This is a genomic window from Aliidongia dinghuensis (assembly GCF_014643535.1).
GTDB classification, from domain to species: Bacteria; Pseudomonadota; Alphaproteobacteria; order ATCC43930; family CGMCC-115725; genus Aliidongia; species Aliidongia dinghuensis.
This window is the reverse complement of the sequence record NZ_BMJQ01000002.1, coordinates 465076-485818: the sequence shown is the minus strand read 5'-3', so window position 1 is coordinate 485818 and position 20743 is coordinate 465076. Positions and strand designations below refer to the sequence as shown.

Here is a 20743-nt window from a genome sequence, read left to right as displayed (position 1 = left end):
CAGCACCGAGAGTTCAAGAGATTAGGTGAGCCGATGTCGCACTGGACCCTGGATGACGTTCCCTGGAAGGAGTTCGACGCCGCGAAGGTGAATCCCGAACTCGTCCGGATCGTCAAGGCGGCCAGCCTCGTCGAGTACAATGGGCACGAGTACGTGAAGTACCTGTGCAATGTCTTCAAGGACGACGACGGCCTCAAGGAGCATCTGCGCCGGTGGGGTGCCGAGGAAGTGCAGCATGGCGAGGTGCTGGCGCGCTGGGCGAAGCTCGCCGATCCCTCGTTCGATTTCGAGGCGTCATTCGAGCGCTTCGTCACCGGCTATCACCTGGAAACCCAGGTCGACGCCTCGATCCGCGGCTCGCGCGCGGGCGAGCTCATCGCGCGCTGCATCGTCGAGACCGGCACCAGCTCCTATTACACTGCCCTTGCCGAGGCGACCGACGAGCCGGTGCTGAAGGACATCTGCAAGCGGATCGCGGCCGACGAGCTCAGGCACTACAAGCTGTTCTACACCCACCTCAAGACCTATCTGGACCGCGAGGGGCTGGGCTTCTGGGGCCGGCTGGGCGTGGCGCTCGGCCGCATCCGCGAGTCGGAGGACGACGAGCTCGCCTACGCCTATTACGCGGCCAACCATCCGGACGAGCCCTACGACCGGCAGCGCTGGACCCGCGCCTATATCGGCCGCGCCTATTCGGTCTATCGCCGCCACCATGTCGACCGGGTGAGCGCCATGGTGCTGAAGGCGGTGGGCCTGCCGGCCAACGGGCGGCTGAACCGCGTCGCCTCCAACTTCGCCTGGTTCACCATGCGCAACCGCGCCAAGCGCTTCTCCCGCTACGGCACGGTCGCCGCCGCCTGAACCCCGCAACGGACCAACATGCGAACGGCCGCCCCCGGACGGCTCCCACGGGCGGCTGTTTTGCTTTCGAGCGCGCGCAGCCAACATTCCGCGTGACACGGCCCCGCCATTGCGGTTAGCGTGCGGCGTCATGATCGCCGCCCCGACCTATTTTGCGCTGGCCTATTTTGCGCGATTTTATACCTGCTACATCGCTGGCGGGACCGGTGCCGTGTGACCTGACGACAAGAACACGCCATCCGACGAGCCGCCAGCTGCCTGGCGGCTTTTTTGTTGCCGCCGGGTCGCCCCACCCCCAGGAGTTGACCCCCGTGCCGCACACCACCGACGACCTGCGCATCCGCGAGATCACCGCCCTCGTTCCGCCGGTCGAGCTCATCGCCGAGCTGCCGCGCACCGACGCGGTGACCGAGACCGTGTTCCAATCCCGCGCCGCCGTGCACGATATCCTCGCCGGCGCCGACGACCGGCTGGTCGTCGTCATCGGCCCCTGCTCGATCCATGATCCCGTGGCGGCGCGCGAATATGCCGGGCGCTTGCTCGCCGAGCGCTGGCGCCTCTCCGACGCGCTCGAGATCGTCATGCGCGTCTATTTCGAGAAGCCGCGCACGACCGTCGGCTGGAAGGGCCTCATCAACGACCCGCGGCTTGACGGCAGCTTCCGCATCGACGAGGGCCTGCGCCTGGCGCGCGGCCTGCTGCTCGACATCAATCGTATGGGCATGCCGGCCGGCGTCGAGTTCCTCGACACGATCTCGCCGCAGTACATCGCCGATCTCGTCGCCTGGGGCGCCATCGGCGCGCGCACGACCGAGAGCCAGGTGCATCGCGAGCTGGCATCGGGCCTCTCCTGCCCGATCGGCTTCAAGAACGGCACGGACGGTGGCGTGCGCGTCGCGGTCGACGCGGTGACCGCGGCCTCGCACCCGCATCATTTCATGGCGGTGACCAAGGAGGGCCGCGCCGCCATCGCCGCCACGGCCGGCAACGAGGACTGCCACATCATCCTGCGCGGCGGCAGCAAGGCGCCCAACTATGACGCGGCGAGCGTCGAGGCGGCCGCGGCCGAGGCGGTGAAGGCCGGCATCCAGCCGCGCATCATGATCGATGCGAGCCACGCCAACTCCTCGAAGAAGCCCGAAAACCAGCCGAAGGTGGTGGACGCGATCGCGGCCCAGGTGGCGGGCGGCGACCGGCGCATCATGGGCGCCATGATCGAGAGCCACCTGGTGGCGGGCCGCCAGGACCTGGTGCCGGGCCAGCCGCTCGTCTATGGCCAGAGCATCACCGACGGCTGCATCGACTGGCCGACCTCGGTCACGGTGCTGGACACGCTGGCGGACGCGGTCCGGCAGCGGCGGCGGGCCAAGGCGGCATGAGCCTGAAAGGCAGCTGCCTCTGCGGCGCCGTGCGCTATGCGGTCGACGGCCTCGACGGCCCGATCGTGCAATGCCATTGCGCCACCTGCCGCAAGGCCCACGCCGCCGCCGTTGCCGCGACGGCGCGGGTGCTGCGGGAGCATTTCCGCTGGACCGCGGGCGAGGATCGGCTCGCCGCCTTCGAATCCTCGCCCGGCAAGCGCCGCCATTTCTGCACGACCTGCGGCAGCCACCTCGTGGCCGAGCGGCCGGCTGAGCCGCATGTCATCCTGCGCGTGGCGACGCTCGACGACGACCCTGGCCAGCGGCCGGCCATGCACATCTGGACCGGGCATGATGTGCCGTGGCTGACGGAAGATGAGGCGGTGCCGCGATATGAGGCGTGGCCGCCGGGACGCTGAGCCCGGCCGTCCTATTGCAGCCGTCACACCATAACCCTTTTGTGAAACCAAAGGGCAACGGGCGCCCGCAAGGATGGCGGTTCGAGTCCGCCGTTTCACCGAAAGGAACTGCCCGATGCCCAAGCCGAAAAAGCCCGAAGAAAAGACTGCGCCCACGGAGATCACCGACGCCATTCTCGTGCTCGACTACGACAGCGAGACGGCGGACTCCAAGGCGAGGATTCAGGAGGAAGCCGGCCAGATCGCGAAGAAGGTGGCGGGCAAGGCCGGGCGGACCGTGCGCCTCTGCAAGGGAGCGGACGAGTTCGCGGCGGCCATGAGCGATCCCTCGAACAAGACGCTGAAGAAGATCCACGTCGTGGCGCACGGCAACCAGGCCCAGGTCGGCAACTACAACGCCGGCCCCCTCGCCGACTGGCTGGCGCCGCTGATTACCAACAAGAACAATCTGGAAAAGATCACGCTGCACAGCTGCCGGTCCGCCGCGGCGCATCCCACGTCCGGCGAGATCTTCGCCAATCAGCTGGCGGCGGCGCTCGCCCCCAAGCTGCAGAAGACGCAGATCAAGAAGCTGACCGTGCGCGGCGCCGACGGCGATTCCTTCACGGACAGCGACGGGCACAACTGGGTGCTGAACGAGGGTGTCAAACCCGAGTACCGCGACACGAAATCTGCGGAAGCCGATTTTATCAAGAACAACACGGTTGACCGCGCGTCGGCGCGACCCAAATTCACGATCAGCCGCGGCGATCCCAGCAAGCCGTTCAAAGGCCCGTTCTGACGGGGGCTGAGGCGCCTGTTGCTCGAAAGAGTTGAACGGGCGAGCCGGCCGTGGCACGCAAGACAGCACGCCCGCTTCGACTCCCGTCGCCCCCGGCCCCCGTGAGGTTTCAATGCCCGAGCCCCACCGATCACCCGCGCGTTCCGCGCTTGGACCGCTGGTGCTGATCGCCGCCATCGTCGGCGCCGGCGCCGCTGCCTTCGCTTATACGGCGGGCTGGCTCTCGCCTGAGCGCCTGACGCCCAGCAAGCTGGTGGACGCGCTGACGCCGCCCTCGGGCCCGCCGCTCGGCCATCGCCGCAACCATGCCAAGGGCATCTGCTTCACCGGCCTGTTCGAGGCGAATGGTGCTGGCGCGGCGCTGTCACGCGCCCAGGTGTTCAGCCAAGGCCAATATCCGGTGCTGGGGCGCTTCAACCTCGGCACACCCGACCCGAACGCGGCGGACGCGATGGAGCGCGTGCGGGGCCTTGGCCTGCGCATCGCGACGCCGGACGGCCAGGAATGGCGCAGCGCCATGATCGACCTGCCGTTCTTCCCGGTGGCAACGCCGCAGGGTTTCTACGAGCTGCTGGTCGCCTCGGGCAGCAAGGAGCCGGACGCGATGAAGAATTTCGCCGCAGCGCATCCGGAGATCGCGGCGTTCGGCGCCTGGGCCAAGAGTGCCCCCTGGACCGCGAGCTATGCCGAGGAACGGTTCAACAGCCTGAACAGCTTCGTCTTCACCGACGGGTCCGACGCCGAGCATGTGGTGCGCTGGTCGCTGCTGCCGGCGGCGGCGCCGGTCGACGTGGCACCCGAGGACCTGGCGAAGCGCGGCGCGGACTTCCTCAACCAGGACATCACGGAGCGTGTCGCCGCCGGGCCGCAGCGCTGGACCATGACGGTGACCGTCGCCAACCCGGGCGACCCCACGGCGGACCCGAGCAAGGCCTGGCCGGCCGACCGCCGCACGATCGAGGTCGGCACGCTCGTCGTGCAGAAGATCGAGGCCGAGGCGGATGGGCCGTGCCGCGACATCAACTTCGACCCGACCGTGCTGCCGGCCGGCATCAAGACGTCGGACGACCCGTTCCCGGCCGCCCGCTCGGCCGCCTATTCGATCTCCTACAACCGCCGCACGGCGGAGGCCGCGAGCTATCCGCGAACCACGCCGGGAGCCAAGCCATGACGGGAACCCATCGCCGCTTCACCCCGCTGCAGCGCCTGCTGCATTGGCTCATGGCGGCCGCGATCCTGGCCATGCTGTTCATCGGCGTGGGCATGGTGTCGACCGTGACGCCGAAATACCTGGCGCTCGTCTCGCTCCACAAGCCGCTCGGCATCGCCATCCTGGTGCTGGCGCTGATCCGCCTGGCGCTGCGCCTCAGCCACGGCGCGCCGGCGCTGCCGGCCGACCTGCCCGAGCCGATGAAGCTCGCGGCCGTGCTCTCGCACTGGGCGCTCTATGCCCTGATGATCGGCATGCCGCTCCTCGGCTGGGGCATGCTGTCGGCCGCCTCATACCCGGTCGTGCTGGCGGGCGGCATCCACCTGCCATCGATCCTGCCGCCGAGCGACCGCCTGCACACGCTGCTATGGGACGCGCATTACTTCCTGGCCTTCGCCTTCTTCGCGCTCATCCTGCTGCATGTCGCGGCCGCCCTGTTCCACGCCCTCGTCCGCCGCGACGGCGTGTTCGAAGCGATGGCACCGACGCCGACGCGCGACGAGGCGGCGCCGGCGGAGTGAGGGCTGCCACGGGGTGGTAGGGCAAGTGAAAGGACGGGTATCTGAGAGAAACTGGCCTACCCTCAGATGCGCGTACTGTGATATCGAAGATTAACTAGTCCGTCGAAAGTCGACGATGCCGCTCTGCGTCAACATAGCGTCAAGAATCGCCTCGCCAGACATTTTACCCTCCAAAAACTCGCAGAAAGCGCACAGAAAATCAGCAGCGCCAACCAACGCGATCTCTCTTTGAACAGCGTGTTTCACCACATTTGTCGGGAAAACTGGGGTGTCAGCCGCTCCTCGCTCACTAGGCGGAAGGTTTCGCCACGCGTTGCCGAGTAAGACACCTTTTCCGTCGGGTTTGTCGGTCTCGAGAAATTTTAACACATGCGAGTCGGCTTGCCGCACATGTTCGAGCGAAACGCTCTTGCCGACACCCTTGCATTCGACAACGCCAAATTTTCCCATGTATTCAAAGACAAACTCCTCCTCCGCGTTAGCGGGAGTAGTTTGAGCGCCGAGTTTAACAATGGCCTCCTCAAAAATTTGCTCCAACTCGCGACCCGTCGCGTAGACGAGTTTTTTCCACTTCTCGATATCGGCACGCTTCTGCTCGTTGGCAGCGATTTCGTCGCTCAGCAATTTGATTTCGGCGTTCTTCTGAGCGATGTCAGCATTGATCGCCGCAACGAACGGCATGGGAATCTGATCGACCCAGTCGGGCGGTAACGACTGCTGCGGCTTACCAATTAAATCTTCGAGAATTAATCTCACCGCCTCTTTCTGCTCCAACTCCGGAATGGCAGGAAGGACGGTAACGCCACCACATATGTTATTATGTCCAGCAAAAGATATGGCCAAAAGCACATCACCAGCAAGCATCTTGCCATAGCGATTAATTGCATAAGCGTTGAGTTGGAGCATGTATTTATTTTGATGCGGCGAGCCAAATACGTCGATCAACTCGCCAGTGAGAGCACCTTGGGGTACGAAGAAGTAGAAGCTCCAACGCTTAAGCCTCGAGAGGTAACGCTCGAACATCGTCACCTTGGTCTCGATAGTGTCACCTGCCTCAAGCGCGATTCCGATATCGAAAGGGGACCACTCCCAGTTTGTGCGTGGGTCGTCGCTCTTTTGCTTGATCACTCGCCGTTCGGGCGTAAGCGCGATGATCTTTCCGCCAGATGCGAGCAGGAGTGATAGCTCCCTTCGGACCTTGTCAAAGAATCCGTGGCGAGGTAGCCGGGCAATCGTATTGTCGTCGAGCGACGCGACGTTGAAGACTATGACATCGAAGTCCTTGAGGTTGAGCGAGGTGAGGTCGGTCCAGGTCGAGCAAGTGACATGAGCATGACCGGCCGAGCCTACGACCAGCACTTTCAGCGGTGGATTAGGCTGTTCTAGTGTTACGGAACGACTGCTCATGGATGCTCCTTTAACTGTCTAGACGTGCCGAGGATGTGTTGCCGCGAGTCGCGCCCGCAACCGCGCGAGCGACGCTTGTACCGAGCGAAGACAATTCTCTTCTCATGGCGCGAGCCACCCGGCCACCAGGTCATCACACGTCATGCAGGTGGGGCACCAAGATTATTCTCCTCCTAGCAGGCAATAAAATACGAGAGCCCATCCCTTTCAAAGCAGAAGTCCCCGCACCCCGCCCCTGCGCGATCAAGACTCCTCTCCGACCCCGCGGATCCGCTATAGAAGCGGGCCCCCGGCCGGAGCCTCCGAGTCGGGGCTCCTTGCGGCTTTGAAGGGTGGGGCATGACGGTTGCCATCGACATGGGTCAGACGGCGGCGGGTTCGGCGGCGACGCTCGATCTCGAGGAGCTGCTGGCGACCCGGCTGTTGGTGCAGGGCAACTCGGGCTCCGGCAAGTCGCACCTGTTGCGCCGGCTCATGGAGCAGAGTGCGCCCTGGGTGCAGCAGGCGGTGATCGACCCCGAGGGCGATTTCGTCAGCCTCGGCGACAAGTACGGCCATCTGGTGATCGACGCCGCCGCCCATACGGAGGCGGGCCTGCAGCGCACGGCCGAGCGGGTGCGCCAGCACCGGGCCTCGGTCGTCCTGAACCTGGAGAACCTGGACGTCGAGCTGCAGATGCGCCATGCGGCGGCGTTCCTCGGCGGCCTGTTCGACGCCGAGCGCGACCATTGGTACCCGATGCTGGTCGTGGTCGACGAGGCGCAGCTGTTCGCGCCCGCCGCCGCCGGCGACGTGTCGGACGAGGCGCGGAAGGCGTCCCTGGGCGCCATGACCAACCTCATGTGCCGCGGCCGCAAGCGCGGCCTGGCCGGCGTCATCGCGACCCAGCGGCTCGCCAAGCTCGCGAAGAATGTCGCGGCCGAAGCGTCCAACTTCCTCATGGGCCGCACGTTCCTCGACATCGACATGGCGCGCGCGTCGGACCTGCTCGGCATGGAGCGGCGCCAGGCCGAGATGTTCCGCGACCTGGAGCGCGGCCATTTCATCGCCCTCGGCCCCGCCCTCTCGCGCCGGCCGCTGCCGCTCAGGATCGGCACTGTGGAGACCGCGACGCGCGGCATGAGTCCGAAACTGCTGCCGCTGCCGGTGGCGCCGTCGGACGAGATGCGCGACCTCATCCTGAAGGCGCCGGAGCCGGAGACGGCACGCCCGATCGTGCGCCGCACGGCGCCGGCGAGCCCGCCGCCCGACATCCTGACGCAGCTGGCCCAGTCGCGCCCGGCGCCGCTTTCCGAGCGCGGCCGGGCGGCGCTCAAGACAGCGACGCCGGAGGAGCTGGCCGAGACGGAGCGCAAGCTCGACGAGATCCTGGCCCAGGTCGCGACCGACCCGGAGGCGACGTTCCGCCCGGTCGCCGTGCTCTACCAGGATTTCCTGGTGCGCTGCCGCATCCACAATCTGCAGGGCAAGCCGCTCGACATCCCGGCGTTCCGGCGGCGGCTCGCGACCGCGCGCGCCGGCGTCGGCGCCGCGGCGGCGGCGAGCCCGGAATGGGGCCAGGCGCAGGCGATTGCGGCCACCCTGCCCGACGACGTGCAGGGCGTGTTCCTGCTGTTGGCGCGCGCGGCGCTCGACCGCCTGCCCTGCCCGTCCGACGAGACGATCGCGCGCGCCTATGGCAGCCGGTCGCTCGGCCGCGCCCGGCGGCTCCTCACCTACATGGAGGAGCAGGGCTCGATCGTCTGTCGCCCCGACCTCGCCGGCCACCGCATCGTGACCCTGCCGGAACTGGGCTGGGAGACGGCGCCGGGCGACCCGAACGCGCCGGATACGGCGGGGGAATTCGTCGAGGGGTAGGTCTCTCCGTCATCCCCGCGCAGGCGGGGATCCAGGGCAACCGCGCGGTGCTTGCTGACGCAGCGAGAGTCTTTGCGTCCCCTCTGGATTCCCGCCTGCGCGGGAATGACGGTAAAGAATACGAGCCACCCCTTGAACTCCCCGACGCCGTGACCAAATCGAGGATCGTCCGGACGCCCAGTCGGGGTTCGGACATGTAGGCGCGCAGGCGGTTCCGCTGCGGCCGTCTGCGCTCCCATGTTGCTCAATCACGAGGATATGGACATGAGTGCTCACGACTTCGCGCCCCTCTACCGTTCGGCCATCGGCTTCGATCGGGTGATGAATCTGCTTCAGGATTCCCTGCATCAGGCGCCGGCCGACAATTACCCCCCGTACAACATCGAGAAGACGGGCGAGCAGACCTACCGCATCACGTTGGCGGTGGCCGGCTTTACGCTCGATGACATCGCCATCACCGCCCGGCCGAACCAGCTCATCGTCGTCGGCAAGCGCCAGGCGCCGGCCAAGGACGGCGCGCAGGTGCTGCACCAGGGCATCGCCCAGCGCGGCTTCGACCGCCGCTTCGAGCTCGCCGACCATATCGAGGTCACCGGCGCCACGCTCGAGAACGGCCTGCTCGCGATCGACCTCAAGCGCGAGCTGCCGGAGGCGATGAAGCCCCGGACGATCCAGATCACCAGCGGCATGCCGAGCCCGAAGGTGATCGACCAGAAGGCCGCCTGACCGGCCCTTCAAACACCGGCCCTTCGGACAAGGTCTCGGTCGACGCCGCCCGGAGTCACTCCCGGGCGGCGTTTTTCATGGGTTCGCTATTCGCGCTTGCGATCACCGGATCGTGTCTGGAGCGGCCGCGGCCGCGCCCCCACATCCGGCGGATGAACCGCGACAAGCTGATCGACGCCAAGACCCGCTGGGCCGCCGAGGGTCGGCTGCTCGTCCCCCAGCCGGCCGAGCGCCGCCGCCTGCCGCCGGGCCAGACGCTGGTCACGGACTGGCCGGTGCTCGACCTCGGCACCCAGCCGAACCTCAGGCCCCGCGACTGGCGCCTCTCCGCCGGCGGGCTGGTCGCCCGGCCAATCGACTGGGGCTGGGACGAGCTCCAGCACTTGGGCGAGACGGAAAGCGTGTCCGACATCCATTGCGTGACGCAGTGGTCGCGCTACGACAACCGCTGGGGCGGCATCCGGGCGGCCGCGCTCGTACGCCGGCTCGAGCCGCTGCCGACAGCGCGCTTCGTGCGCATCCGCAGCTTCGACGGCTACGGCACGACCGTGCCGCTCGCCGATTTCACGGCCGAGGGCGCGATGTTGGCCACCCATTGGGAAGGCGCGCCCTTGACCCGCGCCCACGGCGGCCCGGTCCGGCTCGTCATCCCGCGGCTCTATTTCTGGAAATCGGCCAAGTGGCTGCGCCACCTGTGGTTCACCGACCGCGACGCCCCCGGCTATTGGGAAGCGCGCGGCTATCACCCCCGCGGCGACCCGTGGCGGCAGGAGCGGTATCGGTAGGGGGCTCCCCAATCGTCATTCCCGCGCAGGCGGGAATGACGATTTGTGTCACTGCATCGCCGCTTCCAGCGTCGCGGCCCATGTGCCGTCCGCCTTCGCCGGGCCGAGATACCCATCGATCGCCTGCTTCAGGGCGTCGTCCTTCGGGAAGTACCAGGCCTTGGTCAGATGCGTGAACGGCGCCGGCACGGCGGCGGCGCACAGCACGCCCGGGTGGCGCTTCGCGATCAGGTCGACCTCGATGCCGTCGGTCACGAACACGTCGGCCTTGTTGGCCACGATCTGGTCCGGGACGGTGATGTTATCCGGGTTCACCGTGATCGGCGCTTGATGGAAATTGGCGCGGGCGAAGGCCTCGTTGGCCGCCCCCGGATTGACCACGACGCGGGTCGCGGGCTGGTCGATCGCGGCGATCGAGACGAACTTGTCCTTGTCGGCGCAGCGCACGACCGGCCGCTTGCCGTCCTCGAGCAGCGAGACGGAGAAATCACCCTTGGCGGCACGGTCCGGCGTCACCGTGATGCCGCCGATCGCGATGTCGAACTTGCCCGCGTCGAAATCGCCCTGCAGCGCCGCCCAGCTGGTCGGCACGATCTCGAGCCGGACGCCGAGCTTGCCGGCGAAGCCCTTGGCCATGTCGATGTCGGCGCCCTCGTAGCTGCCGTCGGGGTTGCGCACCGCGAACGGGCGATAGTCGCCGGGCGTGCCGACGATGAGCGTGCCGCGCGCCTTGATCGTATCGAGCATGACGGGTTGGGCAGAGGCAACGCCGCCGGCGACGGCGGCGAGCAACAGGGCGGACAGGCAACGGCGCATCAACGGCCCCTCCCCAAGGGCATTGTTTTCGTTGACGCTAGCTTGCCCCGGCCCCGCAGCATGGGCAATTGGGATCGCGCGGCACCTTGACCGTGTAGAACGAAGTGCCGAGCGCGTCATACATCACGAGCCGGCCGGACAGGCTCTCGCCGATGCCAAGGAGCTCCTTCAGCACCTCGGTCGCCTGCAGCGTGCCGATGACGCCCGCCACCGGCCCTAGGATGCCGGCCTCCTCGCAGCGCGGGATGCTGTCGGGCGGCGGCGGTTCGGGGAAGAGGCAGCGGTAGCACGGGTGCTCCGGCCCGGCATGTGGCTTGTAGGTCGAGAGCTGCCCCTCGAAGCGCAGCAGCGCCCCCGAGACGAACGGCTTCTTCGCCCGGACGCAGGCGTCGTTCACCAGGTAGCGCGTCGTAAAATTGTCGCTGCCGTCGGCGACAAGGTCGTAGCGGCCGACCAGGTCGTCGACATTCTCGGCCGTCAGCCGCTCAGGGAAAAGCTCGAGCTTGACCGCCGGCTCGATCGCCTTCAGGCCCTCGGCCGCACTGTCGGTCTTGCGCCGGCCGACCGTGTCCGTCCGATGGATCACCTGGCGCTGCAGGTTCGAGAGCGACACCGCGTCGTCGTCGACGATGCCGAGCGTGCCGACGCCGGCCGCCGCCAGGTAGAGCAGCACGGGGGCGCCCAAACCCCCGGCCCCGATGACGAGGACGCGGGATTCGAGCAGCTTCGCCTGCCCCTCCTCGCCGACCTCGTCGAGGATCAGGTGCCGCGCGTAGCGCTCGAACTCGGCATCGTCGAGATCGCGCATCTTGCCCCTCAGAGCCCCTCGAACATCAGAGTCCCTCGAACAGCGGCGTCGAGAGATAGCGCTCGGCGAAGCTCGGGATGATCGTGACGATGAGCTTGCCCGCCATCTCGGGCCGCGAGCCGACCTCGAGGGCGGCGGCCAAGGCGGCACCCGACGAGATGCCGACCGGCACGCCCTCGAGCTTGGCCACCTCGCGCGCGATCTTGAACGCCCGGTCGTTCGAGATGCGCACGACCTCGTCGATCTGCTCGGTGTCGAGCGTGTCGGGCACGAAGCCGGCGCCGATGCCCTGGATCTTGTGCGGGCCGGGCGCACCGCCCGACAGCACCGGGCTGTCCTCAGGCTCGACCGCGATCATCTTCAGGCCCGGCCGGCGCGGCCGGATGACCTGGCCGACGCCGGTCAAGGTGCCGCCGGTGCCGACGCCGGAGATCACGACATCGACGAGGCCGGCCGTGTCGGCCCAGATCTCCTCGGCCGTGGTCCGCCGGTGCACCGCTGGATTGGCCGGGTTCTGGAACTGCTGCAGGATGATCGCGTCGCCGATATCCTCGACCAGCTCTTCGGCGCGCGCGATCGCCGCCTTCATGCCGCCGGCGGCCGGCGTGAGCTCGATCTCGGCGCCCAAGAGCTTCAGCATCTTGCGCCGCTCGACCGACATGCTCTCCGGCATGGTCAGGATCAGGCGATAGCCCTTGGCGGCGCAGACGAAGGCGAGCGCGATGCCGGTGTTGCCCGAGGTCGGCTCGACGATCACGGTCGTGGGCTTCAAGCGCCCATCGGCCTCGGCCGCCTCGATCATGGCGCGGCCGATGCGGTCCTTGACCGAGGCCAGCGGATTGAAGAACTCGAGCTTGGCGGTGATATCGGCCTTGACGCCGTAGTGCTGCGTCAGCTTCGACAGGCGGACGAGCGGCGTCGCCCCCACCGTGTCCAGAATGCCGTCATAGATCCGGCCGCGGAAAGAAGGCGCTTCAGACATCAGGTTCTCCTGGCGATCGATGAGGAACGGTGAGGGATCGTGCTTGCCAGCCCAAACACCAGTCGACTTTCGGGGAATGTAGGATGCCGTTCGTTCGTCCGCAAATGCCGCGGCGCCGCGGCCGCTACATCCTGCCGGTCGAGCCGTGGCCGCCGTCGCCGCGCTCGGTCGGCTCCAGCACCGGGACCTCCTGCCAGCCGATCTGCACGACCGGCGCCACGACCAGCTGGGCGATGCGCTGGCCGCGCTCGATCGCGAACGGGCGATGGCTCAGATTGATGAGCACGACCTTGATCTCGCCGCGATAATCCGCGTCGACCGTTCCCGGGCTGTTCAGCACGGTGACGCCATCGTTCAAGGCCAGGCCGGAGCGCGGCCGGACCTGCGCCTCGTAACCCTCGGGCAGCGCGATCGCGAGCCCGGTCGGCACGGCGATACGGCCGAGCGGCGGCAGGATCTGCGTCTGGTCGATCGCGGCGCGCAGGTCGACGCCAGCGCTGAGCGGGGTCGCATAGGCCGGCAGCGGCAGGTCGGCGCCGTGCGGCAGGCGCAGCACCCGGACTTGAACGGTCATCAGGCTTTTCCTTCGCCGAAATAGGCGTCGATGCGTCGGGCGAGGCGCTCGGCCACAGCGAGCTTGGTCGAGGTCGGCCAATGCTCGACCCCGGCCGCGTCGATCAGATGGATCGTGTTGGCATCGCCGCCGAACGTGCCGGTCTCGGGCGCCACGTCGTTGGCGAGAATCCAGTCGCAGCCCTTGCGCCGGCGCTTCTCTGTCGCGTGCGCCACGACATTCTCCGTCTCGGCCGCGAAGCCCACGACGAGCCGCGGCCGGTCCGGGCCCGCGGCCGAGAGGGTGGCGAGGATGTCCGGGTTCTCGATGAGCGACAGGGTCGGCGGCGCACCGCCGGTCTTCTTGACCTTCTGCCCGGCCGCCTCTGCGACACGCCAGTCGGCGACGGCCGCGGCACAGACCGCGACATCGGCCGGCAGCGCCGCCCGGCAGGCCGCCAGCATCTCGACCGCCGTCTCGATCGGCACGAGCGTGACACCCGGGGGCGTCGGCTCGCGGGTGGGACCCGAGACGAGCGTCACGTGCGCGCCGAGACGGGCGAGTGCCGCGGCAATCGCATGGCCCTGCTTGCCCGACGAGCGGTTCGCGATATAGCGCACCGGATCGATCGGCTCGTACGTCGGGCCGCTGGTGACGAGCGCGCGGCGGCCGGCGAGCGGCCTGTCGGTACCGGCGAAGAACGCCTCGACGGCAGCCACGATCTCGAGCGGCTCGGCCATCCGGCCGGAGCCGATCTCGCCGCAGGCGAGGTCGCCGGCATTGGGGCCGAGGCTGATGATGCCGCGTGCGATGAGCGTGCGGAAATTCGCCTGGGTCGCCGTGTGCTGCCACATCATAACGTTCATGGCGGGCGCCACCATGACCGGCTTGTCGGTCGCGAGCAGCACGGTGGAGGCGAGATCGTTCGCCATGCCGGCCGCCATGCGGGCGAGCAAGTCGGCGGACGCCGGCGCCACAACCAGCAGGTCCGCCTCGCGCGAGAGCCGGATGTGGCCCATCTCGCTTTCGTCGGTCAGCGAGAAGAGGTCGGTATAGACCTTGTCCTCGCTCAAGGCCGCAGCCGCGAGCGGCGTCACGAACTGCTGGGCACCCGCCGTCATGACGCAGCGCACGGCGCACCCTCGCTCGCGCAGGCGCCGGATCAGGTCCAAGGACTTGTAGGCGGCGATACCGCCCGAAATGATCAGCAGGACCCGCCGGCCCGCGAGGCTCAGTTCCATGGGCGGACTATAGCTCCTAATGCGTGGCGGCCACCAGTTGAGCGATCGCCATGGCGGCGAGCGCCAAGGCGGCGATCCACAACGGCCAGATCATGGGATTGCGCCCGCTCTCGCTGCCGCGGATCGCACGCACGGTCTCGGGATCGAGCGACAGGCCGCCGTGCGACAATTGCCTCAAGAGCCGCTCGAAATCGCCCATCAGCGCCGGCAGCCGCTCGAGCCCGGCGAGCGCCTCGCCCGCAGTCAGCATGGCCCGCGCCGGACCGGACCGGTTGATCGCCATCCAGTCCTCGACCAGCGGACGGGAGAGCGCCCACATGTTGACCGTGGGGTCGAGCAGGCGGCCCAGCCCCTCGGCCAGCACCATGGTCTTCTGCAGCATCAGGAGTTGCGGCTGCGTCTCCATCTTGAAGGTGCGCGTGATCTGGAACAGCTGCGACAGAAGGCGTGCGACCGAGATCTTCTCGAGCGGCTGGCCCATCAAGGGCTCGCCGATCGAGCGGCAGGCCTGGGTGAAGGCGTCGATCGACTCGCTCGCCGGCACGAAGCCCGCGTCGAAATGCACCTCGGCCACCTGCCGGTAATTGCCGGTGAGGAAGCCCAGGAGCATGTCGGCCAGATAGAAGCGGTGCCGGCGGTCGAGCCGGCCCATGATGCCGAAATCGACCGCGACGATGGCGCCGTCGGCCGCCACGAACAGGTTGCCCGGATGCAGGTCGGCATGGAAGAAGCCGTCGCGGAACACCATGGCGAAGAAGGCGCCCGCCGCCTTGCTGACGATGTCCTTGGGATCGTGCCCGGCCGCGACGAGCGCCGCACGGTCGCCCACGGGAACGCCCCGGATGCGCTCGGTCGTGAGCACGCGGCGGCTGGTCCTGAGCCAGTCGACCGCCGGCACCCGGAAGTCCCGGTCGTTCGCGAAATTCTGCGCGAGCTCGGCCGCCGCCGCCGCCTCGAGCCGGAGGTCCATCTCGAACGAAACGGACTCGGCGAGCCGGCCCACGACCTCGACCGGCTTCAGGCGGCGCATGCTCTGGAAGCGCTCCAACTGCTCCGCAAGCCAGAGCAGCAAGTCGAGATCGCGCGCGAACGCCTGTTCGACGCCGGGCCGGAGCACCTTGACCGCGACCTCGGTACCGTCAGTCGTGGTCGCGAAATGCACCTGGGCGACCGAGGCGGCCGCGACCGCAACCGGCTCGAACCGGCTGAAGCGCTGCGACAGCGGCACGCCCATCTCAGCCTCGATGACGGCGACGGCTTCGCTCCCCGGGAAGGCCGGTATGTTGTCCTGCAGCGTCGAGAGATCGGCCGCAACCTCCTCGCCGATCAGATCGGAGCGGGTCGAGAGCGCCTGGCCCAGCTTGATGAAGCTCGGCCCCAGCTGCTGCAGCGCCAGCGCCAGCCGCTGGCCCTCGCGCAAGCCCACCACGATCTCGGCCGGCGGCCGAACCCAGCGTGCCACGCGCAGGAACGGCGTCAGACCGACGATGTTGCGCAAAGGGAAGAGCGCGTCGTGCCGGGCCAGATGCCAGCCGATCCGGGCGAGCGACCCCAGATGCCGTGCCGCGCGGAACACGCCGATCAGAGCCGCCAGCCCGAATGCATCGCCGCGATGCCGCCCGAGAGATTGCGGTACTTCACCTGATCGAATCCCACCGCCCGCATGCGCAGGGCCAGCTCCTCCTGCGGCGGGAAGCGGCGGATGCTCTCGGCCAGGTAGCGATAGGACTCCTCGTCCTTCGCGACCCAGCGGCCGAGCCGCGGCAGTACCTCGAAGGAATAGGTGTCGTAGAGCCGGTCCAGGACCGGCAGGACGACATGGCTGAATTCGAGGCAGATGAAGCGGCCGCCCGGCTTAAGCACGCGCCGCGCCTCGGCGAGCGCCTCGTCGATGTGCGTCACGTTCCGGAGCCCGAAGGCGATCGTGTAGCAATCCATCGAACCCGAGGGCACCGGCAATTGCTCGGCATCGCCGCACACCCAGTCGATGCCGACCAGGATGCCGCGGTCGATCGCCCGGTCGCGCCCGACGCCCAGCATGTTCCAATTGATGTCGCAGACCGTCACCCGGGCCGCGACCGGCGGATGCTCCGCCGTGGCACCCCGCGGCCGCGTGCGCTCGAGAAAGCGGAAGGCGATGTCGCCCGTGCCGCCCGCGACATCCAAGAGATGCTGCCCCGGCCGCGGGTTGAGCCAGTCCATGAGCGCCGCCTTCCACAGGCGATGGATGCCGGCGCTCATGAGATCGTTCATCAGGTCGTAGCGGCCCGCGACCGAATCGAACACGCCGCGGACGAGGCCGACCTTCTCGTCCTCCGCCACGGTGCGGAAGCCGAAATGGGTGGAACCGGCGGGCTCGCTCTCGGGAGCGGAGGAATCTTGGCGCGTCATGGCGCGGAACATAGCGCGGGCGAACCGGGGCCGCTAGCCCGCCCAGGCGGCGCTAGGCCTGCTTCGCCGGCAGCACGAAACGGCGCTGCACCGCGCCGAGGCCGATGAGTGCCAGGCCGAGCCCAAGGAAGGATAGGACACGCCAGAGCCCGGTCAGGCCGGACATGTCGACGAGGAACACCTTGACGCACACGAGGCCGACGACGCCGAGTGCCGCCAGGCGCACCAGACGCGCGCCCGACCGGATGCCGACGACCATGAGGCCGACGCCGTAGAGGAGCCAGCCGCCCGACCAGGCCCAGAGCTCCGCGTCGTCGATATCGCCGGTAAACACGCTCAAGTCGTCCGGGTGGAAGATCTGCCGGATCTGCAGGCTGATCCAGGCGAAGCCGGCGACGAGCGCATAGACGGCGAGGCCGCGCCGGAACGAGCCGTCCGCGAGATACCGGCGGCCGGCGAGGGCGAGCCCTGCCGGCACGAGATAACCCAGGAGGAGGGAGGCGACACCCGCCTCGGCGCCGGTCAGCGCGGGATTGAGCAGCAGGAGTACCACGCCCAGGCCGACGGCGAGGCCGCCGAGGATCCGCCCGGCCATGGCCGTAACCCGGCGGCCGGTACGCCGGGCGAGGTGGAGATAGGCCAGTGCCTGAACCGCGAGCGTCACCAGATGCGCGGCCCCTTCCTCGAAATCGAGCTCCTCGCTGAGCCGACCCCCGCCAAACCCATGCCGGATCTCGAGTGCCACGAAGCAGGCCGCGAACGCGACCGCACCGGCTTCGAGCACGGAGACCAGCAGGTCGTCGGCGCGCCGACGAAACAGATGCGCCGCAAACGCAAAGGCTGCCGCTGGGAAGGCGTAGGCGGCGATGAGGCCGTTCACGATCTTCGTCGTGCCGAAGATGTAGGTGGGCACGTACCAGTTGAGCAGCAGCCGGACGAGCACGAGGGCGGCAACGGCAAGCGCCACCCGGCGCAGCGGCGGCAGGTCGGCGCGCGCCTCGATCCAGGCGAGCGCCGGCAGAAACAGGGCTACGGCCGAGGTCAGCCAATAATCATGCAGCAGCATCGCCGCACCGAGCGCCAGCGCCGCGACGGCGCCTGCGGCATGGATGCCGGCACGCTGCACCGCCCCGGCGCTGGCGGCGCGCGTCGTCGTGAGCGTGAGGCCGGCCGTCAGGCCAAGCGCCACCATTGCCCAGCCGGTATCTGCCTGGAAACGAGCAATCTGGGCATAGGCGACCGCAAGCGTCAGCACCGGCACGGCGGCGACGAGCGCCGCCCAGTTGATCGGGTTCGGCGCGCGGTTCTCTCCCCACAGGCCGGCAGCGGCATGGAAGACCGCAAGCAGAGTCGCGGCGTAGATGAGCGGACGAATGACCTGCGGCGCCCACGCCCCGGGCAGGACGGCCTGGACGACGCCTTCGATGCTGAGCACCTCGCCGGTCGGCTGCCATTCCGGCAGCGCCCAGCAGAGCAGCGTCAACAGGCCGAACAAGGCCGCGACCCACGGCAGCCGGTCGAGCCGCGGCTCCGTCGCCCCCTTCCACACGGCAATCGGCGACAACAGGAAGAGCCCGAGCCGCGGCATTGGACCGGGGCTGAGCGACTCCAGCACCAGCCCCGCCATGGCGAGCAGGGCAAACGGAATCCACGCCAGGCGCCGGCCGATCGGATGGTCGAGCGCGGCCCCGGGCAGCAGGACGAGGTTGAGCGCAGCGGCCGCGGGCATGAACGCGGCGGCCGACCAGACATCGGGTCCGCCTGCGGCGCCCCCCAGGACGATCCAGATCGCATCGGCCGCCATGGTCGCCCAGCCGAGCCAGGTCCAGGCCGTGTGCCGGACCACCAGGAGGGCGACGCCCGACACGACGAACAGATAGGCGAACAAGCCCGGCAGCGATGGTGATTCGGTCGCGACGAGTGCCGGCGTCACGAAGGCGCCGACGAGGCCGACCGCGGCGGTGAGCTGGCCATAGCGGAGAGCCGCCGCCAGGCCGATCAGGGATGCGGCCGCCATGGCGCCGAAGGCCGCGAGCGGCGCCAGCAGCCCGTAGAAAGGACCCGCTCCATAGGCGGCGCCGAACAGGACGGCCGTGCCGCCGGCCGCAAGACCGGCCGGCGCCTGGTCGACGCCGAACGGCCCGACCGCGAGCGGATCGTCGCGCCGCTTCAGCCATTCGGCCCCCGCCAGCAGCGCCGCACCCAAGAGTGCTGCAGCGACACACCGCGCGGCCGGGCCGAGCAACCCCTGCTCGGCGGCATAGCGGACGAGGAAGACGCCGGCGAACAGCAGGGCGGCGGCACCGACCCACACGCCCCAGCGCGTCGTGATCAGGGTTTCGAGGTCGCGGGCCGCGGCCGGAACCGGCTCCGGCGTCGTGCCGACAGGAGCCACAGGTTCGGGCGCCACGGGTTCGGGCGCCACGGGTTCGGGCGCCTCGGGTTCGGGCACGACGGCTTCAGTTGCCGTGGCTTCAGCGACGGGTTCGGCGGCTTCGGTCGAGATGGCTTCGCTAGTGGTCGGCTCGAGCGGAGCTGCAAGCACGTCGAGCTTCGGCTCGCCCGCGAGCGCCTCAAGCCGAAGCCGCAGTTCCCGGAGCTCGGACAAGGCCGTGCCTGCGCGGAAGAAGCCGACAAGGCCGAGCACCCAGCCGAGCATGCCGATCGCGAAGACGAAGAGCAGCAGAGATTCCACGGGCCTACCGCCTGGACGCCGGGCCGGCGTGATCCAGGCCCGGGCGATCCAGGCCCGGGCGATCCAGGCCGGAGCGGATCCGATCGCGCACAATCATGTGTAGAACAATAGCTTGGCGGAACCGAAGCCGCCAGTACCGAGGCCCCGGAGCTCGGCAGAACGACATCCGAAGGTTGCCTGCACCGGATCGAACCGGCAAGATCCGCGCGCTGGATGCGGGCCGATGCCCGCCGGCACGTCGAGGCCCGAGGGAGATGCACATGGGGAAGCGGATCAAGGCGTTCGGCGTCGGGGTGAAGCATTTCTTCCGGTCGAGCGCCGATCATTCCGCGCTGACGGAATATGCCGCACGCTTCAAGCAGTCGCCGAAGGTGCTGCGGGCTGGACAGGTCGGCGCCCTGGTCGCGATGTATGTCATCGCGAAGCACTCGCCGATCGGCATCGGCAAGACCGTTTCGGACAGCATCAAGGTCGCGCGATGGAACTACGGCGACATGAAGCACTCGGAGCAAAACGTCGACGATTTCCTCGAGACGACGAACCTGTCCGAGGAGGGCAAGAAGAAGGTCCGCAAGCTGCTGAAGAAAGGCAGCGCGGTCGACTACGAGCAATTCTCCTACGCGGATGAACAGGAGCTGCGCACCGTGTTCGGCGACATCTGCGTGGAGGCGGGTCTCTGCGTCAATTTCTGACGAGCTCGATTCCGACGACCTGGAACGAAGCGAAAGCTTGGTGCCCGGCGTCAAAAGCCCGGTTCCGACCCATCCTCGCCGTACAACGAGCTTTGCGCCGATCGCAAGAGTGGAAGTTGGGTGGGCCATTTGCTGATCGCAAGGCAGGGATCTTGTTGTCCTCTTAGCTCATGACAAGACAGTAGAGCAGGTCTGGATGCACCAAAACAAATCCGTGAGCTTTCGCCCATACTCGAACAACTTCAGTTGTCACTTTGGTACTGATAGAAGACGATAATTCGTCCGGGATATGAATCCAAGCAAGCCGTGCGCCATAATAAAAATCCAGAAATCTAGATGCCGATTCGACTGAATCGACATCTTTATCGAACCCATGATCGATGCAGAAATTTTCGAATTCAAATTTCGTAATTTCTTTGGAATCAAGGACATCGTTCAAATTTCGCACATCAATTTGATCCGGAACAGAACTGAGTCCAAGAAAAACATCTGGTGGTAACTTTGTATCACGATCGAATTTGGATTTTAAGCTCTTTCCAGTCGAGGCAGGCAATAGTTCTCCGGGTCTGGACCAGATTTCCAACTCGAGAACTATCTTCATTTTGCTCACAACCATAAAATCGTTATAGATTATTAT

Annotated in this window: 20 protein-coding genes; 10 read left to right on the top strand and 10 right to left on the bottom strand. The window is 67.5% G+C overall.

Annotated features, from left to right (window positions below):
• The first annotated feature begins 33 nt into the window (after nucleotides 1–33).
• From IEY58_RS05615 to IEY58_RS05590, 6 genes are all read left to right on the top strand, one after another.
• Nucleotides 34–861: an acyl-ACP desaturase gene (locus IEY58_RS05615; protein ID WP_189043350.1), complete on the top strand. Its 828-nt coding sequence runs from the start codon at nucleotides 34–36 to the stop codon at nucleotides 859–861.
• A 311-nt stretch (nucleotides 862–1172) separates the two neighbouring features.
• Nucleotides 1173–2240 (top strand): 3-deoxy-7-phosphoheptulonate synthase, encoded by a 1068-nt coding sequence (locus IEY58_RS05610; RefSeq protein WP_189043348.1) that lies wholly within the window; start codon nucleotides 1173–1175, stop codon nucleotides 2238–2240.
• Nucleotides 2237–2641, top strand: coding sequence for a GFA family protein (locus IEY58_RS05605; protein WP_189043346.1), 405 nt, complete (start codon nucleotides 2237–2239; stop codon nucleotides 2639–2641). The genes IEY58_RS05610 and IEY58_RS05605 overlap by 4 nt, the downstream gene beginning before the upstream one ends.
• Nucleotides 2642–2756: 115 nt before the next feature.
• Nucleotides 2757–3422: a hypothetical protein gene (locus tag IEY58_RS05600; protein ID WP_189043344.1), complete on the top strand. Its 666-nt coding sequence runs from the start codon at nucleotides 2757–2759 to the stop codon at nucleotides 3420–3422.
• Nucleotides 3423–3534: 112 nt separating this feature from the next.
• Nucleotides 3535–4593, top strand: a complete 1059-nt coding sequence (locus tag IEY58_RS05595; protein WP_189043343.1) for a catalase family peroxidase — start codon at nucleotides 3535–3537, stop codon at nucleotides 4591–4593.
• Entirely contained in the window at nucleotides 4590–5153 is a 564-nt protein-coding gene (locus IEY58_RS05590) for a cytochrome b (RefSeq protein WP_189043341.1), read from the top strand. The genes IEY58_RS05595 and IEY58_RS05590 overlap by 4 nt, the downstream gene beginning before the upstream one ends.
• A 90-nt stretch (nucleotides 5154–5243) precedes the next feature.
• Here IEY58_RS05590 and IEY58_RS05585 read toward each other — a convergent pair whose 3' ends face one another.
• Nucleotides 5244–6560, bottom strand: coding sequence for a hypothetical protein (locus IEY58_RS05585; protein WP_189043339.1), 1317 nt, complete (start codon nucleotides 6558–6560; stop codon nucleotides 5244–5246).
• A gap of 339 nt (nucleotides 6561–6899) precedes the next feature.
• On the opposite strand from IEY58_RS05585, the gene IEY58_RS05580 reads away from it, so the two are divergent.
• From IEY58_RS05580 to IEY58_RS05570, 3 genes are all read left to right on the top strand, one after another.
• Entirely contained in the window at nucleotides 6900–8417 is a 1518-nt protein-coding gene (locus tag IEY58_RS05580; protein WP_189043337.1) for a helicase HerA domain-containing protein, read from the top strand.
• Nucleotides 8418–8681: 264 nt separating this feature from the next.
• Nucleotides 8682–9143 carry an Hsp20 family protein gene (locus tag IEY58_RS05575; protein ID WP_189043335.1) on the top strand — a complete coding sequence of 154 codons (462 nt, stop codon included), beginning with the start codon at nucleotides 8682–8684 and terminating at the stop codon, nucleotides 9141–9143.
• Nucleotides 9144–9220: 77 nt separating this feature from the next.
• A complete protein-coding gene (locus tag IEY58_RS05570; RefSeq protein WP_229743510.1) occupies nucleotides 9221–9928 on the top strand; it encodes a sulfite oxidase-like oxidoreductase in 708 nt (235 codons plus the stop codon).
• A 48-nt stretch (nucleotides 9929–9976) separates the two neighbouring features.
• Here the strand turns inward: IEY58_RS05570 and IEY58_RS05565 are convergent, their stop codons facing one another.
• From IEY58_RS05565 to IEY58_RS05530, 8 genes are all read right to left on the bottom strand, one after another.
• Nucleotides 9977–10744: a transporter substrate-binding domain-containing protein gene (locus IEY58_RS05565; RefSeq protein ID WP_189043333.1), complete on the bottom strand. Its 768-nt coding sequence runs from the start codon at nucleotides 10742–10744 to the stop codon at nucleotides 9977–9979.
• Nucleotides 10745–10781: 37 nt separating this feature from the next.
• A complete protein-coding gene (locus tag IEY58_RS05560) occupies nucleotides 10782–11552 on the bottom strand; it encodes a HesA/MoeB/ThiF family protein (protein WP_189043331.1) in 771 nt (256 codons plus the stop codon).
• A 25-nt stretch (nucleotides 11553–11577) separates the two neighbouring features.
• On the bottom strand, nucleotides 11578–12534 hold the full coding sequence (gene cysK, locus IEY58_RS05555) for a cysteine synthase A (protein ID WP_189043330.1): 957 nt from the start codon (nucleotides 12532–12534) through the stop codon (nucleotides 11578–11580).
• 124 nt (nucleotides 12535–12658) lie between these two features.
• Complete coding sequence (dut, locus tag IEY58_RS05550) at nucleotides 12659–13108, bottom strand: dUTP diphosphatase (RefSeq protein WP_189043328.1); 450 nt, start codon at nucleotides 13106–13108, stop codon at nucleotides 12659–12661.
• The gene (gene coaBC, locus IEY58_RS05545) at nucleotides 13108–14328 is read right to left on the bottom strand and encodes a bifunctional phosphopantothenoylcysteine decarboxylase/phosphopantothenate--cysteine ligase CoaBC (RefSeq protein ID WP_229743509.1); all 1221 of its coding nucleotides are present in this window, start codon (nucleotides 14326–14328) and stop codon (nucleotides 13108–13110) included. The genes dut and coaBC overlap by 1 nt, the downstream gene beginning before the upstream one ends.
• 16 nt (nucleotides 14329–14344) lie before the next feature.
• Complete coding sequence (ubiB, locus tag IEY58_RS05540) at nucleotides 14345–15904, bottom strand: 2-polyprenylphenol 6-hydroxylase (RefSeq protein WP_189043326.1); 1560 nt, start codon at nucleotides 15902–15904, stop codon at nucleotides 14345–14347.
• Nucleotides 15905–15909: 5 nt separating this feature from the next.
• A complete protein-coding gene (ubiE, locus tag IEY58_RS05535) occupies nucleotides 15910–16719 on the bottom strand; it encodes a bifunctional demethylmenaquinone methyltransferase/2-methoxy-6-polyprenyl-1,4-benzoquinol methylase UbiE (RefSeq protein WP_229743508.1) in 810 nt (269 codons plus the stop codon).
• A 52-nt stretch (nucleotides 16720–16771) separates the two neighbouring features.
• On the bottom strand, nucleotides 16772–19414 hold the full coding sequence (locus IEY58_RS05530) for a DUF2339 domain-containing protein (RefSeq protein WP_189043322.1): 2643 nt from the start codon (nucleotides 19412–19414) through the stop codon (nucleotides 16772–16774).
• A gap of 260 nt (nucleotides 19415–19674) precedes the next feature.
• Here IEY58_RS05530 and IEY58_RS05525 point away from each other — a divergent pair, with 260 nt between their 5' ends.
• Nucleotides 19675–20106, top strand: coding sequence for a hypothetical protein (locus tag IEY58_RS05525; RefSeq protein WP_189043320.1), 432 nt, complete (start codon nucleotides 19675–19677; stop codon nucleotides 20104–20106).
• Nucleotides 20107–20269: 163 nt separating this feature from the next.
• On the opposite strand, the gene IEY58_RS05520 is transcribed toward IEY58_RS05525, so the two are convergent.
• Nucleotides 20270–20707 carry a hypothetical protein gene (locus tag IEY58_RS05520; RefSeq protein ID WP_189043318.1) on the bottom strand — a complete coding sequence of 146 codons (438 nt, stop codon included), beginning with the start codon at nucleotides 20705–20707 and terminating at the stop codon, nucleotides 20270–20272.
• Between the last annotated feature and the right edge of the window lie 36 nt (nucleotides 20708–20743).